An 18,299-nucleotide genomic window follows, 5' to 3' on the forward strand; every position below is an offset into this window, starting at 1 on the left:
CGCGGAATTATAGTGGCCAGAAAAAAAATGGGTAGAATTGACAGTGAATCTGAGATGTGAAACAGACTCAAAAAAAAGGCGCCGATGGCCTGAGACAGGGGCTGGCGGGGCATCTGATAATTTTTATTCTTCTCCAAAAAAATCCAGCTGTTTGACCTCATCATCCGTTTTCAGATCCACAAACCTCACGCCGAGCCCCAACAACCGCACTGGGCGCTCTCCCCGATCGAAAGCCTCTTCCATCAGCAGGTGATAATCATTGTGCTGAGCTTGCATGCCTGCCCGCTCCAGAGTGGTTGACGTAAAGTCATCAAACTTCACCTTCACAAACGCCTTCACCACCAGATAATCATCTTCCAAACCTTTCAGACGTTCATCCAATTTGACCAACAATCCCGGGATTTCTGCCTGACAGGCTGCCAGTGAAGTCAGATCCTGTGCAAACGTGCGCTCCACACTGAGAGATTTACGCCGCCGACTGGTGCGCACCGGGCGATCATCCAAACCGCGGCTCAAACTGTGCAGACGTGGCCCGAAGCTGCCAAAGGCCTCGCTGAGCTCAAACGACGAGTAACGGCGCAGATCGCCACATGTGCGGATTTCCAGTCTGTGCATTTTCTCAGCCGTGACCTTACCGACACCGGAGATGCGCTCCACAGGCAGATCCCGAACAAAGTCGTCGACAGCCTCCGGGGCTATTACGGTTAGGCCGTCGGGCTTTTCCCAATCACTGGCCACTTTGGCCAAAAACTTGTTGGGGGCAACACCGGCCGACACGGTGATTTTCAGCGCTTCGGCAATTCGACTTCGGATCTCTTCCGCAATGCGAGTCGCACTGCCCTGATGAGAGGTGCACTCAGTGACATCCAGAAAGGCCTCATCCAGCGACAAGGGCTCCACCAGATCGGTGTAATCGCCAAAGATGCCGCGCATCACTTGGGAGGCCTGGCGATATTTTTCCATGCTGTGGGGGACGATCAACAGACTGGGACAGGCTCGCAGCGCCAGAGCGGAAGCCATGGCAGAGCGAACCCCAAAGGCGCGGGCTTCGTAGTTGCAAGTCGAGATCACACCGCGCTTGCCGGGGTCGCCCCCCACCGCCATCGGCCGGCCGCGCAGCTCCGGATTGTCGCGCATCTCGATGGCGGCAAAAAAGCAGTCGGCATCTACATGAATAATTTTTCGAGTCATTTCACTGATGCAAGTAGCCGTTAACAATAACTGTCTATTTGTACAGTATAAATCAACCCCAAAGCGAACGCTCGCAGTTTTTTATTCCCTGAAAGGGTATACTTCGCGACCAGAAAACACATCAGAGGCGATTCCTGTTGAATCGCCTCAAAAACCGTCAAAAGAGAGATGTTATGACCGTTGGAGCCTGGAATCCTGAGCAAGGACAACAAGCAGCTGATTTTTCTATCGACCACAAGGTATTGGCATCGTTTATCGAATTGAGCGAAAACCAACAACTTGAGGATTTGAACAAGGTTCTCAGTGACGACATCAAGTCTCAGCAGGCACCACTGATGAAGCTGTCGAAAGACGTATGGGTTAAAACGGCCGAATCTTTCAGCGATGAACAAGTCGTGCATCTGGTGCGGTTTTTCACCCTGGCAGAGATGCAATTGAGCGGGTGGGAAGCTGGAGGCGAATCGCCTGTGATTGGTCTGGTGAAAGCCCTGCGTCTGCGCAAGTCACCGCCCGACAAAGAACTGCTGCTGTGGATCAAAAGCCACTCGGACAATCGTTTTTTGCCCAACGGCGCGCTTTAACGCTCAGCACACACCTCAACCACTGACAGCTCTCCTTAGAGATATCGCTGTAGACGCTCCCAATGCTGCTCCAGAGAGGGCGGCAGACGGAAATTATTCGCCACGTCCCAAAACACCACCTGACCATTGGAATCGAGAGCCGCCAGAGCTGGACGCAGTGCATTATGCCCGCCGTCCAGTAGCGCATTACCACCCCGCAACCACAAACCCAGCGTCCTGCTGGACTCACCATCCGCATCAACCCAGCACTGACCACCGGCCTTGCTGAATTTAGTTGCCCAGTCGGGTAAGGCATCAGCGAAAACGACGACAACCTGCTCGGGCTTGATCTCTGGATGCTGCTCCAGTATTCCCATCAATTCCCGCATGGCCATTCTGGAATATGGACAACTGGGTGCGTGAAAAAACAGCATCCAGCGAGCGCCGCTCTTCTGAGCACTCACCAACTCCGTCTTAGCGTGATCATCAGCCACACGGCGGCTGAAATCCAGCGTAGGCAGCAGATCACGATCGCCCTCTGATTCCCGAACACCTCGGGTCATTTTGGACACCAAAAACACATACAGCAGCAGCCCGAACAATCCGGCCAGAGTCCACCACAACACCGGGCCGCGCTGCCCGCCAATCAACATCACCGCGACACCCAACAGCGCCAACCCCATAGCCAGACGCTCCCGCTCATCCTGATACCAGGAGTTATTGATATGCAGGCGCCAGAGGTTGTGCAGCCACATCGGGGTCCAGGTCAGCAACGGAGCCACCCACAACCAGTGTCCCTGACCCAATTGACTCAACACCCAGAAAGTCATGACCAAAGCGGTCAAAAAATAGGCGCGAATATAGAGAGCTTTGAAGAAATACATGAGGTTCCCGGCCGTGATGAGAAACGGAATAGTGATGATCAGCGGATGAATTGCGAATCATACCAGAAGAAAAGTGCTGACAAGGCATCGACCGGCTCAGTCTTCCTCCAATTCAGTCTTTTTCCAATTCAGTCTCTTTCAATTGCACTTGCAAAGGCTTCCGTCTGGCGTAGCTGGATCTGAAGAGCCTTCTAGCGTGACTGAACCTGAAGAGCCTTTTGGCGTGGCTGAATTTGAAGAACCGGCTGGGCCTCTTCATCGGCAACAGAACAGTGCGCCCGGTATTGCAGAGGCTGACCCTGTAGATTTTCAGCATCGAAATCAATGACAAACAAAAGGCTGCCATCCTCTTCCAGCGGTTCTACCTGCCCTTCCGACAAAAGCTGCATCTTAGGCATAAAACGGGTTTCGTGGGAGAACATGGATTCACAAGAAGCCCAGCTGCGCTGAATATAAGCCTGTCGCTCTGCCTCCAGGTCACGCGGCTCAGGTTCTGGCTCGGGTTCCGGTTCTGGCGTCAAAGGGAACTCGAACTCTTGCGCGTTGGCATCCACCAGGACCGGAAAGGTTTTTCGAGAGGAATCCCGACAGACCAGAAAGAAAACCGCATTTTGCTCGTCTCGGGTTGAAGCGTGTAACTTACCTTGCAGTACCTTGTCACAACGCTCGGTCGCTTGAAGCTTTTCAGCGCTGGCCCGTAACTTTGGCATCAAATCCCGGTAACTGCCGGGCAGCCAGAGGTTTTCGGTGAGAGCGGCTCGAGGCTTAGGCTCTTGCGAAGAAGCAACCTCCGGAGAAGTAACCTGTGGAGAAGCCATCTTCGAATTAGTTTCTTCCGAATTAGCCTCTTCCAAATTAACCTCTTCCGAATTAGCCACGCCTGAATAGATCACACCCGAAAGCAGAACAGCCGCCACTCTCGGCAGAATCAATGCATATGCCGACCGCACAGCTTTATACACCGGCCAACTGGCGGTACACATAGGCTTGCAGCAACAAGCGATTATCCTCATCGTTATTGAGAAACTCGAGGCCATAGACCGCTGGAAACGCTTCATCCTGCTCTTTTGTACTGCGATCAATGCGCGCCCGGATGACGCTTTTGAGGGACATCTGCCGATGAATGTCGCCCAGCTGAATACTGGCTTCCAAGACCAGCTCATCGCCCACTTCACCCACCACATCTTTTAATTCAATTTTGGCGCCCGACGTACTTAAGTCGGCCAGACGTCCTTCGACAGCAGCATCCGTCAACTGACTGTTGTTTTTGACATTTACGGCCAGATTGACGTTAACACGGGTCGCAGAGCGAATTTGTTTAACGCTGATCTTAGGCGGATAGGTGAAATACACAATGGACACCGGAGACTTCATCACCGATTCAACTGTAACGGGAAATACAGCGATGCCGTTGGCAATCATGGCCTTGACCACCAGTTTTTGCCCGGTGCGCAAACGAGTGTTTGCAGGGTGTGTTGCCAACAGGTACTTTCCCGGTAAGGCTCCGATGTAACGGCAATTGATACGTTTTTCCTGATCTTCCAAGGTGTCTGTCTGCAAATACAACACAAACCCTGACTCAAGCTTAATCTCTTCAAATTTCATTATTCAGCATCATTGTCGCGACGGACATGTCCTCTTCCTGCACCTTACCGGTGTCTTGAATTTTTAAATACTCCCCTCCTTTGTCCGTTTCACCCTGCTGAACAAAGGCCTTAGCTTGGGCTCAATCCACTGCTTGTAGAGGTACACAAGCCGGTTGGGCACCAACAGCATCACTGGTGTGACGAGCAGTGTCAGTATGGTTGCAAACAACAAACCCGACACCAACGCACTGGCCAATGGTTGAAAGATGGAGGTCACCACACCATCTGCAATCACTGTTCGACCAATCAGATCCACACTCACCGAGAAAGCGATGGTAAGCAGCCCCAGAATGGTGGTCGCCGTTGTCAGAAACACCGGACGCAAACGCTGGGCACAGGCCAGAATTACCGCTTCTTTCTGAGTCAGATCCTTTTTGTCTTTACGGATAAAGTTATAAGTATCAATCAGAACAATGTTGTTGTTCACCACGATACCGGCAAGCGCCACAATCCCCACACCGGTCAAAATGGTACTGAAAACCTGCCCGGTCAGCAGCAGACCCAGTAGCACACCCGCTGTCGACATAATCACCGCAGACAGAATCAATACCGCCTGGTAATAGCTGTTGAATTGCGTCACCAGCAGCACAAACATCAAGAACAGGGCCAGTGAGAATGCGACACTCAGGAATTTAATGGATTTTTCCTGTTCTTCGTTCGCTCCCCGAAAAACCACCCGCACATCGTTATCCAGCGGATTGGCTTCCAGCCACGCACTGATCTCTTTAACTTTATCATCCGCAAGGATGCCTTCTTTTACATCGGCACGAACTTTCATTACTTGAATCGCATCGACACGCTCAACTTTATCGACTTTGGGTTTCGCGACCCGTTCGACAAAGCTGCTGATGGGCACAGCGCCATGCACGGTGTTCACCCTCAGGTTATCCAGCGCGTGGATACCGCGTATGTGATCCGGATAGCGAACCCGGATTTCCACTTCCTCATCAGCGTCATCAGGGCGGTATTCTCCCAATCGAACACCGTTGGTCACCAACTGAACCGCACGCCCAACTTCCACCACATTGACGCCGGCCTGAGCCGCCAGTGAGCGATCTACCGACATTTCCCATTCAATGCCTGGCAGAGGCGTGGTATCTGTGACGTCGCGCAGCCCGTCCATGGTATCCAGATGGCGACGCATGGCCAACGTGGCGGCCAATAGTTTGTCACTGTCGATAGATTCCAACTGGATCTGAATTGGGCTACCCACCGGCGGCCCCCCCTCAAGAAGGGCCGCAGTAATTCTGACACCAGGGATCCCGGCAGTGGCTTCGCGAATATATTCAAAAACCGTATGGGTCGAATACCCAATGGAATCGGGATCATCCAACTCAACGTGGATGGTACCAATCGCATCTTTTGAGGTTTCCCGCCCGTTGCCTCCGCTCTCACTGGAAGAGTACACAGAATCCACACCGTGAACTTTGAGGACTCGTGTTTCAACATCCCGGACCAGGGTTCTGCGCTCTTCTACCGAGAGATTACCCATGGCTCGAACTGTGACAGAACCGTATTTCTCCTCTGTCTCAGAAAAGAATTGCACACCGTGGTTAAAACGGCCGTAAGCCATAAAGATAAGAATCAATACCACCAGTGTCATCAGACAAAATACGATCGGACGACGCAGAGCCCCCTCCAACAGACGCGCATAACGCCCCGTGTGCCCGCTCATTTGTGTCGGAGGATCAGATTCCAGACTACGGAGATAATGCTGGACGTCCGGCTCCATGACAGATTTGCCCATGAGAGAGCCCAGTACCGGAGCAAAAAACAGCGCGTACAGTAAGGAAGAGAGCAACACCCAGAACACCGTGACGGGCAGGTAACCCATGAAGTCTCCGGCAACGCCAGGCCAGAACATCAACGGCAAGAACGCCGCCAGAGTGGTCGCTGTGGAAGCCACCACCGGCCAGAACATACGCTTAACGGAAATATAATATGCCGCGCGACTGCTCATGCCCTCGGCCATTTTCCGATCAGCAAACTCAGTGATAACAATAGAGCCATCAATGAGCATGCCCAGCGCCAGCATCATTCCAAACATCACCATCATATTGAAGGAATAATGCAGGTAATCGAGTCCAATCAGCGACATCAGCAGTGAAAAAGGAATCCCCAATCCGACCAGAGCGCCGGAGCGAAATCCCAGTGCCGCCACCACAATCACCATCACCAGCGCCATCGCGGTCACGATATTGCCAGACATCTCAGACACCAGCGCTTCGGAAAACTCTGACTGATCCATGGCAAACTGAACATGGACACCGGGAGGAATACGGGATTTTAGCTCGGCAACCAATTCCCGAACTTCTACGGAAACCTGTATCTGGTTACCTCCGGTACGCTTGCTGACCTCTAACAAAATGGCCGGTTTTTGATCGATACTGGTAAAACTGTCAGGGTCTTTAAAGGTGCGTCGTATGTCCGTCACTTCACCGAGCGTCACGGTACCTTCCGGTGTGGATTTCACCGGTATGCCATAAACATCCTGATAGGTTTCAATCAGTCCAGGCACCTTGATGGAAAACTTCCCTTCTCCAGTATCAATTTGCCCGGCAGGAATCAGCAGGTTATTACCGAGAATGGCATTGATGAGTTCATCGCTGGTGATGTTGTAGTGTTCCAGCTTGGCAGGATCGATCAGCGCCTCGACCACTTCCTCACGGTTGCCCACCATCTTGGCTTCGAGCACTTCGGGCAGAGCTTCCGCCTCTCGCTGCAGCATTTTCGCGGTTTGGAAAACCAATCGCTCCGAAACACCAGGATCTGCGGTCAGAGCCACCGTGATAGAAGGAAAGTCTGAAACGGTAATCTCTTCCACAATGGGCTCATCAGCATCCGTCGGCAGCTCAGCCTTGCCGCGATCTACCGCGTTGCGAACATCGTTTAGAGCCTTATCAATCTCTACCGAACCCGCTTCAAATTTAACCAAAATGGTTACGTGGGATTCCTTGGCGGTAGAAATAATTTCGTCCAGGTTCTCCAGCGAACGAAGCTCTTGCTCCATCGGTCTTGCCAACAGCCTCGCGCCATCTTCCGGAGAGACACCATCCAGCGTAATACCGACATAGATGTAGGGCACATCCACATCCGGCTGCGCTTCCACAGGCATGTGATTGTAACTGAACAAACCGGCAAAAATGATTAGCGCCAGAACGCAAAAGGTACTGCGGTAATGGCTGACCGCCATGGATAACAGGCTCATAGGGCAGCAGCACCTACAGTCTCCGACGCAGATTCTGAGACGTCAGGCTGGCCTTCGATCGCCACCTCCACGTGCTCTCCCTGGCTGACATACTCCTGTCCCACCGTGATCAACAACGCATGGGCAGGTAATCCCGACACCCAGATTCCGTTATCACTGTCACCAATCAGCTCAACTTCCATAAGCTTCACTCGATGATCCTCAGTAAGGACTCTCACCCCAACCTTGCCGCGGTCATCCAGCGTCAGCAAGGACGAGGAAATCCGGTGCGCCTGAACTGTGGCGGTCGGCACCATCAAATCGGTCGTGATACCGCTGCGAAGGTTCAGGTTTTTATTGTCTACCGTGACTTCAACAGGAAAAGTGCGGGTTTTACTGTCAGCGCCATAACCCACCAGAGAAACCTCGCCAGTCACCTTCTGTCCGGTCAGTAATTGCCCAAAGGCCTTATCGCCTTTTTGAAGATTTCCCACCTGCGTTTCCGATACCTGACCCCGTATGATCATAGGGTCCATATCCATCAACACGCCGCATTCGTCCTTGCGATCCATATAGTCGCCCACATCCACCGCGTAGCGATCGATCACACCGGCAAACGGCGCCCGGATTTTTGTGTTTTCAATGTCCAGCTGGCTGCGAAGTAAAATCGATTTGGCGCTATCCAGACGAGCTTTGGCACCGGCAATGGCGGTAGCCGACTGGTAACCTCCACTTTTTAATCTCAGCGCCCCATCGTATTCCAGTTGTGCCTGATCCACGGTGGACTGAGCCTCCTTCAGACGCACCTGACGATCATCCAGTGCCAATTCGCAGATCACATCGCCTTTCGCCACCGGCTGTCCTTCAACGGCAGGTAAGGCAACGACTTTACCGCTCAGCTCTGCACGTAGAGACACACTGCGGTTGGCTTGGGTAAAAGCCCGAATCCGGATTTCTGGCCGGTAATCCTGCGCATCAATATAACGGGCCTGCACCAGCACCTTTTGTTCTTGTGTGCCTTCTACCTGCTGTTGAGGCTCATTGTCGGGCGACGAAAACAACAGACCACTGCCCAGCCACACGAGGATGACGATCCCCAGATAAACGGAAAGGCGGTAATTTTTATTGGACCAGATGTATTTCAGATATTGCTGAAAGCGTTTCATTATAGGAGGGCACCTTAAGACCAGATGACTACTTTGAAGATTACAGTCACCCCTCTCAAGCTAAGAAATGTTAATCGGAGGAACTTTTTACAGGTGACAGAAGATAGCATCAATCGGCCATGATTTGATGGAATTATACGGCCAAAAAAGGTCAAATCCGGCAACTGACTGGTTTCAAATTCGAACCAGCAGCCCAGCCAGTGTCCAGCTGGACGGTCAGCCCGAGATCTCAGCCAGCAATTGCTTCGCAGGGGCCTGATTATCCACCAGGGTCAATCGACCAAACGCCCGATTCCACTCCACCAGCAATTCCCCCAACCGGCAGGCCTGCTCGTGCAATGACAGCAGCTCATCCCTGGTGTCCTTGTCGCCCCGGTACAGCTTCACGGAACGGTGCTGGTCCGCCAATGGATGCTCGGGGTATTTGCTGCGGTAAACTTCCAATTTCCAGCGCAGACTGTGAAGGAGATTGCGGTAGTAAATCAGTTTGGTGGCCAGACTGACTCTCAGGGTGTCTTCTAGATCACCAAATAACGAAAAATCCGTGGCAAACACCAGAATCTCCCGACTGTTTTCATCCGCTCTGATTGAGGCACTGCGGGCTGTACTTAACAGCATGGCCAAATCACCGAACAGCTCACCCGGGGTGATGTAATTGACGGTCTGGGCTTCGTCCCCCGCCAGTACAGCCAGTTGCCCTTTTAGCAGGAAATACAACCAGGACCCTTCCGACCCTTTTTCAACAACCATCTCTCCAGGGTCGAATGCCAGGACACGGGAGTGCTGTAACAACTGCTCAAACTGCCAGTTATCCTGTTGACGTACCTGCTTGTAGAAAGGGATAACTGAAATCAGCTGTTCAATGACCGATCTGGGATATTCGTTGACAGGCTTGCTATGCATGATAAAGGACGAACCGTGTGATTTATTATTAAAAAGAGCTAAAAGGCGCCACTCTACCCCATCCCGAGCCCTGACAGTACGGAATATATGTCACCTGAAGTCATCCGCAAGGCACGTTTTTATATACTGAGACAGATTTCTCCAAGCATACCGGTCAAAATACCCAAAAACGACTTCCCGCGCAGGCAACTCTGAAACCTCTTTACATCTTGCAGTCAACGCGAATATCTGTAGAGTAGTGAAGAGATAATTTATACGCCAAACAAGCTGCCATCCCTGCGTGTTAAGGCGTCACAATAAAAGATGATTTAACGATAAAATAAGAGAGACTGTTATGTCCCGCCCTGGTTCATGGGCTTCTTTTGCCCTTTTTGCCCTATTTGCCCCATTACTTCTGGTTGCCCCAGTCACTTTTGCCGACTCACTGCTGAATGGGTTAGCCAATCACAAGGAATTCAACAAAGATCAGTTCATTGGCGCCCTCTACACCGACACACTGTCTTCTGACGCCAGTACTCTGCTGAACAACTCTGGCAGAAAACGCATGGAGTTGCGAGTCACCACCAAGCGCCTGTCCTCACGTCGACTCAATTCCATGTGGATTGAAGGTATGGCGATCAACAATCCGCCAAATCTGCTGTCGGCGCAAGCTGAACACATGGTGACCTTTACCACGTTTATCAAGCGCTCTCTGAGAGCAGGTGATGTCCTCGAAATTCGCGGTGATCAGTCAGGCACAACGGTCACATTGAACGATGTTCAGCTGGGCAAAATTGAATCCCCAGACTTCTTTAACATGGTTTTGCGCACCTGGATTGGCGGTGTACCCCTCTCATCCGACTTCCGCGACGCCCTGTTAACCGGAGGCAAGGTTGATAGCGAACTGCTGGCCACTTTCGAGAGCACCAGCCCCTCACAGGGACGTAGAGATGCCATTGCCAAGTGGGTACAGCCCACTGGTGAACTGGCGGCAGACACAGCGGCGACCAGTGCCAAGAGTAACAAGCCGAATCCAGGTATCACCAAACCCGTGCTGGCCGCACCATCCCTTGTTGCGCCTGCACTGATCGAAAAACCGACCTTGGCGGTTGCCGAGCCTGAAACCGCTGAATCATCTATCACCGAGCCTAGTGCCACGACCAAAGACGAACCCAGTACTACTGCCAAACCCAGCACTACAGCTGAGTCCGAAAAAGCAGCTGAACCTGCGGCGGAAAGCATCGCCCAGGCGCCAGCAGAAACACCCGCCTCAACACCTGAACCCGAGTCTGAACCCGCTGTAGCCAAAGCTGTACCCCAGCCAACGCCGTCCGAAGCAGCTTTGCTGGAAGAGGAAGAACTGTTTGACGATGAAGAGGAAGACAGTGGCCCACTGCTGACCGCAGAAAGCCTGCTGAGCCGTCAGATTTACCACTCTGAGCTACTGAGATGGACCTATAAACATATCCGCTACCCCAAGCGTGCCGCCACTCGCGGTCAGGAAGGCAGCGTCAGAGTTGCCGTCGTCATCGACCGCCAGGGCAAGGTGAAGAGTGTTTCAGAGGTAGAAGCATCGAAGTACAGCACACTCAATCGTGAAGCCATGAACGCGGTGGATCGAGCCGAGCCCTTCCCTCCGATACCAGATGCGGTTCCAGGCAGCGAATTTGCCTTCTCTCTGCCTATACATTTCAAACTGCCAGATTAAAGCTGTTCGATTCAACCTGGCCATTTGAGCAATATCGCGAGGACTTAACCTTCGGGCTTAGTCCTCGGCAGAGGGGCTAGTCCTCGCTGCCTTTAGGCGGTGTTGACGGCACAGAAAACGGAAAATGTGCCACCTTGTCACTGCTTTTCAGCTCCGTGACCTTGACCTCTCCCTCCTTCTCAACCTCATCAATGCGGATAATCGCCTGCATGGGGATATAGGAACGCGAGACGTTGGCAAACTCGCTTTTCAGCTTTTCCTCGCCCGGATCGACAATCACCTGAGTGCGTTCGCCAAAGACGAATTCTTCGACTTCAATAAAGCCGTACATATCACTTTGGTAAATCGCGCGCGCGTAGACTTCGTACACCTGGCTTTGGTTATAAAAGATCACTTTGTAAATCGGTTTATCGGCCATAAATCTGCTCTGAGACTCCACATAAAATCACTCTCTGACAGACTTCTGAAAACACGAAGAAACTGCCGGAAAGCCCCGTCCCACGGGAAGGGCGCGCAAGGATAGCACAATTTGCCGGAATAATTCCCGCTGCCGTATGGGCATAAGCCTCTGTCATCGCTATAATGCCCGCCCTTGCTGACTTTGACTAATTTTTGTCCAGCCAATTTCACAGTCCCGGACAGCATGCCAAGCTGGCTCCTCTCTAGCGATAACGAGCAGCTTCATACACGCAGATCCACTCAAGCAGTTTGAACAGGTAGTTTCATGACAGACAGTTTCACGGTTGATACAGCACAAGAGCTCTCGGAAAAGCCCACCAAAAAGCTTTTTATACAGACTCACGGCTGCCAGATGAACGAATACGACTCCAACCGTATGCGTGACCTGCTGGGCGAATCACACCAGATGATTCCCACTGATGATCCCAGCGAAGCTGACGTACTGTTGGTGAATACCTGTTCCATCCGTGAAAAAGCCCAGGACAAGCTCTTTCACCAACTGGGACGCTGGAAAAAACTCAAAGAGAAGAAGCCCGATCTGGTGATTGGTGTCGGCGGTTGTGTCGCCAGCCAGGAAGGTGACGCCATCGCCAAGCGTGCGCCGTTTGTCGATCTGATCTTCGGCCCGCAAACCCTGCACCGCCTTCCTGAAATGATGGAAACCCCCAAAGGCAACGGCGCTGTTGTAGTGGATATCAGTTTCCCGGAGATTGAAAAGTTCGACAATTTGCCAGAACCGGATGCTGACGGTGTCAGCGCCTTTGTCTCGATCATGGAAGGCTGCTCCAAGTACTGCACCTTCTGCGTGGTTCCCTACACCCGCGGCGAAGAGGTCAGCCGCCCCGTCGCCGACGTCTTGCGTGAAGTAGCTCACCTGGCCGGCCAGGGCGTTCGCGAAGTGAATCTGCTGGGACAGAACGTCAACGCCTACCGCGCGGAAGGCCCCGATGGCTCTCTGGTAGATCTTGCCGAGCTGATCACCTACGTGGCGGCCATCGATGGCATTGATCGCATTCGCTTTACCACCTCACACCCGGTTGAGTTTTCGGACAGTCTGATCGAAGTCTACGGCGAAGTTCCGGAGCTGGTCAGTCATCTGCACCTGCCCGTCCAAAGCGGTTCAGACCGTATTTTGATGGCCATGAAACGCGGCCACACGGTGCTGGAATACAAGTCCAAGATGCGTCGCCTGAAGAAAATTCGCCCAGACATCTGCTTTTCCTCCGACTTTATCATCGGCTTCCCGGGTGAGACCGAAGCAGACTTTGAAGGCACCATGAACCTGATTCAGGACATCGGCTTCGATCTGTCCTTCAGCTTTATCTACAGCCCTCGTCCCGGCACCCCCGCCTCGGATTTGCCGGACAACACCCCGGAAGAAGTGAAAAAAGAACGCCTGAAACTGCTGCAACAGCGCATCAACCAACAGGCTTTCGAAATTTCACGCAAGATGGTGGGCAATACCGAACGGGTTTTGGTCAGCGGTTACTCGAAGAAAGATCCGGGCCAACTGTCCGGTCGTACCGAGAACAATCGAGTGGTGAACTTTCGCTGCGATCAGCCGGAATTGATCGGCAAATTTGCCGACATTCTGATCGAAGAAGCTCTGCCCAACTCCCTGCGCGGTACCCTGCTTGGTTCCGAACTGGACACTTTGTGAATCCAGGCGGAATTACGCACGGTATAAACAAGGCTTTTTTTAGAATCTATTAACAGAAGCGCAGACTTCCCCAGCCCCTTGGGTTTGGGGTAGTCTAGCCATAACACTTGCGAGACAGGACGGCTTTACAAACATTTTGGATACGACCTCTCCCCTCAAGAAAGCCAGCACCGCCCATAAGGTGGTACTTGAGCCCAACGACACCCGCAGACTCGCCACATTATGTGGGCAGTTTGACGAACATCTGCGACAAATCGAACGCCGCCTAGACATCGAAATCCACAATCGTGGCAATCAATTTGCCCTATTAGGTGACAGCACTATCACTCGCAGTGCCGGAAAACTGTTAAAGGCTCTCTACAAAGACACCAAAGGTGGCGCCGAATTGACCCCCGATGAAGTTCATTTGGCCTTGCAACAATCCCAAATGGACAGCTATGCCGCCGAGCAGGCGCCTTCAACCAATACACATACCCCTTCAAACAACGACGAGACGCTGATGCAAGAAGTTCAATCAAACGCTCCAGGCAAGTCATCAGACAGCGCTTCCACAGGCTCTGGCAGTGCAGGCTCTGGCAGTGAAAGCCATGAGAGCCATGAGAGCCATGAGAGCCATGAGAGCCATGAAAAAGTCGCTCCAATGACCCTGATCCGCACCAAGAAGTGCACGGTAAAACCTCGGGGACAGCATCAGCAGAACTATGTGCGATCGATTCAGACCAATGACATCAACTTTGGTGTTGGCCCTGCCGGTACCGGTAAAACCTACCTGGCCGTAGCCTGCGCAGTGGAAGCATTACTCAACGATATGGTCGAGCGCATCCTGCTGGTTCGTCCCGCAGTAGAAGCGGGTGAGAAGTTGGGCTTTTTACCCGGCGACCTATCCCAGAAGGTGGATCCTTATCTGCGCCCGCTCTATGACGCCCTGTATGAAATGCTCGGTTTCGAGACCGTTGGCAAATTGATCGAACGCAACGTGATCGAAGTGGCTCCGCTGGCCTACATGCGTGGCCGCACACTGAACAACTCCTTCATCATTCTGGATGAAAGCCAGAACACTACCCGCGAGCAGATGAAGATGTTCCTCACCCGTATTGGCTTTGGCTCCACCGCGGTTATTACCGGCGATCCGTCCCAGATCGACCTGCCCCGCGGCCACGCCTCAGGCCTGAAGCATGTGATTGACGTGCTGGACGGAGTGAACGGCATCAGCTTTACTCACTTCAATTCTAAAGACGTGGTTCGTCACCCGCTGGTTCAACGCATTGTGGAAGCCTACGATGCAGCGGAATCCCGCAATCCGGAAAACGACCGCTAGGCTTCTCACAGCAGTAGGCGACCGGTTTACAAGAACAGGTCGCAGGCTCACTAAAACAGGCCATCTGGCTCTCTGGAATTGATTGACTAAACGATGAAAGTGGAACTCTGCCTCGATCTGCAGGTGGCCAGCAAGGCTCACGACCTCCCAAGCAGCGAACAATTACAACATTGGGCCAGCTCGGCCCTGAAGGGACTGCGTGAGGAGGCGGAAATCAGCGTCCGGATCGTGGACAATGACGAGAGTCAGCAACTGAACCTTCAGTACCGGCAAAAAGACAATCCCACCAATGTTCTGTCCTTCCCCGCCGACCTGCCACCTGAGCTGGAGCTCCCACTACTGGGCGACCTGGTGATCTGCGCCCCCGTGGTAGCGCGGGAAGCCGCCGAGCAGCATAAAACGCTTGAAGCCCATTGGGCACACATGTTGGTACACGGCACCTTGCATTTGCTGGGATATGACCATATTAATGATTCTGACGCCGAGATTATGGAACAACTGGAAACCGATATTTTAACGGGAATGGGCTTTCCTCCCCCCTATGAATCGGTCGCCTAAACCGGCTATTATCCACATCCAGATATTATTACTGATCAGGAGATCATCAGCGCCATGAGCGAAGACCCTTCGAGTAGCCAGCCTTCTCCGAATAGGCAACAAGACAAACAAGCGGAGAAAAGCTGGCTGGATCGCGTGTTCAATGCATTTTCAGCGGAACCCAAATCCCGCCAAGAACTGCTCGAAATCATTAAAGAAGCCGCCGAGAACAAGGTGGTGGATGCCGAAGAGCTGGAAATCATTCAGGGCGCTCTGGATGTGGCCGATCAGCAAGTGCGTGAGATTCAGATTCCACGCTCACAAATGGTGGTGGTCAACATCGACGCCCAACCATCCGAACTGCTCCCGATGGTCATCGAATCCGGTCACTCGCGCTTCCCCGTGGTGGGCGAATCCACCGACGATATCCGCGGTATTCTGCTGGCAAAAGATCTGCTGCCCCTAATCCTTAACGGTACTGACAACTTCAGTCTCGACAATGTCATCCGTCCGGCCACCATCATTCCCGAAAGCAAACGCCTGAATGTACTGCTGCGTGAGTTCCGTGAAAACCGCTACCACATGGCGCTGGTCATCGACGAGTACGGCGGTATTTCCGGGCTGGTCACGATTGAGGATATTCTGGAAGAGATCGTTGGCGAAATTGAAGACGAGACCGATGAAGATGCGGATGACGCTTTTATCCGCAAGGTCGGCGACAACGACTACATCATCAAAGCTCTGACCCCCATTGAAGACTTCAATGAATACTTCAACAGCGGTTTCAACGAAGACGAATTCGACACCATTGGCGGCATTCTGATGCGCGCGTTTGGTCACCTGCCTCAACGCAATGAAGTCGCCGACATAGACGGCTACCAATTTCGGGTGCTCTATGCCGACAATCGTCAAATCCATCTGGTACGGTTATCAATCCCCAGTTAAGTTCAGGAAAGACGCTATGGTTTCACGAGCTCGCCCATGACCCAGCCCGTGCCTGATCTGTCACGACCGTCATCCAGGGCTCATGACTTGCCCACTTCCTGGCTGGCCGATTGTCCATTCTGGCTACGGCTGTTGCTGACCACGTTAGCCGGCAGCCTCACGCCACTGGCTTTGGCACCGCTAGACTGGTGGCCTCTGGCTCTTGTCACTCCTGCTTGCCTTGCCCTGCTGAGCTGGAATCAATACCTAAAACCTCTGCTCAGTCTGTGCTTTGGCTTCGGTCTTGGGATGTTCGGTGTCGGCGTCTCATGGGTTTATGTCAGCATTCACGAGTTCGGCTATGCACCAGTGTGGTTGGCCGTATTGCTGACAGCCATCTTTGTAGCGTTCATGGCTCTCCTGTTTACCCTGCCTTTCGGGCTGATTCGCTGGACACCCCGACTTCTCCGCAAAAAACACACAGACAAAACCACAGCCCACCCGGCGCTGGCGACCCACGGACTGATGTTCTGCGCCCTCTGGGTTCTGGGAGAATGGTCGCGCAGCTGGTTTATGACCGGATTTCCCTGGCTGCTCATTGGTTACAGTCAGTGGCATACCGCTCTCTCAGGCTGGGCTCCGATCAGCGGCATTTACAGTTTGTCTCTGGCAGTGCTGATCAGCAGCTGTGGTTTCGCCTATCTGGCTCTGGGAAAAAACACCCCACTCAAGATAGCGACAGTTCTGGTGATCGCGTCTTTCTGGCTGGGAGGACAATCGCTGCGGTCGATTGCCTGGACACAACCCGCTCAACCGACGCCCCTTTCAGTGTCTTTGGTGCAACCTAATATTCCGCAGGAAAAGAAATGGCAACCGGATTTTTTACAACCGACTCTGGAGCGCTACAGTCGCTTGTCGGAAGATGCCTGGCAGTCGGACTGGGTCATCTGGCCAGAAGCCGCTATCCCCCTGCTTTACCATCAGGCCACGCCCTTTCTGGAACAGGCTAATAACAGAGCACTGCAAACTCAAACCGCCCTGATTACCGGCATACTCTATGACGACTCACGACAAGACAAATACTTTAACAGTGCGGTAGGTCTGGGGCTCGCCAGCGGAATCTATCATAAAACCCGGCTGGTGCCGTTTGGTGAATATGTACCGCTCGAAGACTGGCTGCGTGGATTGATCCAGTTTTTCAACTTGCCGACCTCCATCATCAGTCAGGGACCGGAACAGCAGAGCGGCCTACAGATCGGCAGCAATCGGCTTGCTTCAGCCATTTGCTACGAAATCGTCTATCCGGATCTGGTGGCCAACAGCGCCCGCAACCGCGAAGTGATCCTAACCATCAGCAATGACGGCTGGTTTGGGCACTCCTGGGGCCCCCTGCAACATCTTGAAATGGCTCAGATGCGTGCTCTGGAAACCGGCCGCTATGTCATTCGCGCCACCAACAATGGCGTCAGCGCACTGATTACTCCCCAAGGTGAATTACAGCAACGCAGCGAGCAGTTTATTCAAACCGTGCTCACAGGCTCTGTCACACCCATGACCGGCAACACGCCCTTTATGCGCTGGGGTAGTCTGCCGATTGTCGCACTGTGCTTCGCCCTGCTGGCCATCGGTTTATGTCAGACACGCGCGAGCCTCCGACGCTGATCACAGCAGCATCAGAGGGTCTCTTAACAGGAGAAACTGTTAATAGAAGAAACGGTTAAAAACTGGTGTCGACCAGAGCCAGATTTGGCTAGGCGACAGCCGGCACAGATCCTGCGATCAACGAGAACATCTCACCCTCAGCAAGAATCGGCATCACAAAGCTTTCCAGCGAGGTTGAACTCAGGGGCAAACTTTTGGCCTGTAGCGGGGATGTACCCACCCACTGAAAACGCCATCTCAACCATTCTGGCTCTTCGCCCGGCTGATACTGAATAAAATCCACATCCTCCGGAGCCACATTCAGTCGCTGAACCAGCTGGTAAGCCAAATGCTCAGCGCTGTTATTTAACTGACGAGCAGGGAACCTCTGCGAGGCCACCAAAATGACGCAGTAGCGGTTATTGTAGGCAAAACAGCGCAACTTGACGTCCACCAAGCGGCTCAGACGGTTCTGAAGTTGCACAGTTTCGGTTTCAAATAGCGGGTTTTGGACGTCAAAAGACGTTTGGGTTTCG

Annotated in this window: 16 protein-coding genes; 7 read left to right on the plus strand and 9 right to left on the minus strand. The window is 52.9% G+C overall.

Features of this window, described 5'->3' with window-relative positions:
- Positions 1-123: 123 nt before the first annotated feature.
- The gene (gene dinB / locus ACTG33_RS05690; RefSeq protein ID WP_439134230.1) at positions 124-1,191 is read right to left on the minus strand and encodes a DNA polymerase IV; all 1,068 of its coding nucleotides are present in this window, start codon (positions 1,189-1,191) and stop codon (positions 124-126) included.
- 173 nt (positions 1,192-1,364) lie between these two features.
- Here dinB and ACTG33_RS05695 point away from each other — a divergent pair, with 173 nt between their 5' ends.
- A complete protein-coding gene (locus ACTG33_RS05695) occupies positions 1,365-1,772 on the plus strand; it encodes a hypothetical protein (protein WP_439134231.1) in 408 nt (135 codons plus the stop codon).
- A gap of 35 nt (positions 1,773-1,807) precedes the next feature.
- Here the strand turns inward: ACTG33_RS05695 and ACTG33_RS05700 are convergent, their stop codons facing one another.
- The 6 genes from ACTG33_RS05700 to ACTG33_RS05725 all read right to left on the minus strand — a co-directional run bounded on the left by ACTG33_RS05700 (position 1,808) and on the right by ACTG33_RS05725 (position 9,537).
- On the minus strand, positions 1,808-2,635 hold the full coding sequence (locus tag ACTG33_RS05700) for a hypothetical protein (RefSeq protein WP_439134232.1): 828 nt from the start codon (positions 2,633-2,635) through the stop codon (positions 1,808-1,810).
- Positions 2,636-2,826: 191 nt separating this feature from the next.
- Positions 2,827-3,585 carry a hypothetical protein gene (locus tag ACTG33_RS05705; protein WP_439134233.1) on the minus strand — a complete coding sequence of 253 codons (759 nt, stop codon included), beginning with the start codon at positions 3,583-3,585 and terminating at the stop codon, positions 2,827-2,829.
- A gap of 4 nt (positions 3,586-3,589) precedes the next feature.
- On the minus strand, positions 3,590-4,240 hold the full coding sequence (locus ACTG33_RS05710) for a flagellar brake protein (RefSeq protein WP_439134234.1): 651 nt from the start codon (positions 4,238-4,240) through the stop codon (positions 3,590-3,592).
- 63 nt (positions 4,241-4,303) lie between these two features.
- The gene (locus ACTG33_RS05715) at positions 4,304-7,489 is read right to left on the minus strand and encodes an efflux RND transporter permease subunit (RefSeq protein WP_439134235.1); all 3,186 of its coding nucleotides are present in this window, start codon (positions 7,487-7,489) and stop codon (positions 4,304-4,306) included.
- Entirely contained in the window at positions 7,486-8,634 is a 1,149-nt protein-coding gene (locus tag ACTG33_RS05720) for an efflux RND transporter periplasmic adaptor subunit (RefSeq protein ID WP_439134236.1), read from the minus strand. The genes ACTG33_RS05715 and ACTG33_RS05720 overlap by 4 nt, the downstream gene beginning before the upstream one ends.
- A gap of 216 nt (positions 8,635-8,850) precedes the next feature.
- On the minus strand, positions 8,851-9,537 hold the full coding sequence (locus ACTG33_RS05725) for a cyclic nucleotide-binding domain-containing protein (RefSeq protein ID WP_439134237.1): 687 nt from the start codon (positions 9,535-9,537) through the stop codon (positions 8,851-8,853).
- Positions 9,538-9,871: 334 nt separating this feature from the next.
- Between ACTG33_RS05725 and ACTG33_RS05730 the strand changes: the two genes are divergently transcribed.
- On the plus strand, positions 9,872-11,224 hold the full coding sequence (locus tag ACTG33_RS05730; protein WP_439134238.1) for a TonB family protein: 1,353 nt from the start codon (positions 9,872-9,874) through the stop codon (positions 11,222-11,224).
- 76 nt (positions 11,225-11,300) lie between these two features.
- Here the strand turns inward: ACTG33_RS05730 and ACTG33_RS05735 are convergent, their stop codons facing one another.
- Positions 11,301-11,642, minus strand: coding sequence for a DUF1820 family protein (locus ACTG33_RS05735; protein WP_439134239.1), 342 nt, complete (start codon positions 11,640-11,642; stop codon positions 11,301-11,303).
- 306 nt (positions 11,643-11,948) lie between these two features.
- Between ACTG33_RS05735 and miaB the strand changes: the two genes are divergently transcribed.
- The 5 genes from miaB to lnt all read left to right on the plus strand — a co-directional run bounded on the left by miaB (position 11,949) and on the right by lnt (position 17,784).
- On the plus strand, positions 11,949-13,343 hold the full coding sequence (gene miaB / locus ACTG33_RS05740) for a tRNA (N6-isopentenyl adenosine(37)-C2)-methylthiotransferase MiaB (protein WP_439134240.1): 1,395 nt from the start codon (positions 11,949-11,951) through the stop codon (positions 13,341-13,343).
- Between the two features lie 136 nt (positions 13,344-13,479).
- The gene (locus tag ACTG33_RS05745; protein WP_439134241.1) at positions 13,480-14,661 is read left to right on the plus strand and encodes a PhoH family protein; all 1,182 of its coding nucleotides are present in this window, start codon (positions 13,480-13,482) and stop codon (positions 14,659-14,661) included.
- A 93-nt stretch (positions 14,662-14,754) separates the two neighbouring features.
- Positions 14,755-15,219 (plus strand): rRNA maturation RNase YbeY, encoded by a 465-nt coding sequence (ybeY, locus tag ACTG33_RS05750; RefSeq protein WP_439134242.1) that lies wholly within the window; start codon positions 14,755-14,757, stop codon positions 15,217-15,219.
- 54 nt (positions 15,220-15,273) lie between these two features.
- Positions 15,274-16,143, plus strand: a complete 870-nt coding sequence (locus tag ACTG33_RS05755) for an HlyC/CorC family transporter (RefSeq protein ID WP_439134243.1) — start codon at positions 15,274-15,276, stop codon at positions 16,141-16,143.
- Positions 16,144-16,179: 36 nt separating this feature from the next.
- The gene (gene lnt / locus ACTG33_RS05760) at positions 16,180-17,784 is read left to right on the plus strand and encodes an apolipoprotein N-acyltransferase (RefSeq protein WP_439134244.1); all 1,605 of its coding nucleotides are present in this window, start codon (positions 16,180-16,182) and stop codon (positions 17,782-17,784) included.
- 88 nt (positions 17,785-17,872) lie between these two features.
- Here the strand turns inward: lnt and ACTG33_RS05765 are convergent.
- Positions 17,873-18,299: hypothetical protein (locus tag ACTG33_RS05765; RefSeq protein ID WP_439134245.1), on the minus strand; the 427-nt coding region annotated here is incomplete at its 5' end.

The sequence above is a fragment of the Pseudomaricurvus sp. genome (assembly GCF_965662505.1).
Lineage (GTDB): Bacteria > Pseudomonadota > Gammaproteobacteria > Pseudomonadales > Cellvibrionaceae > Pseudomaricurvus.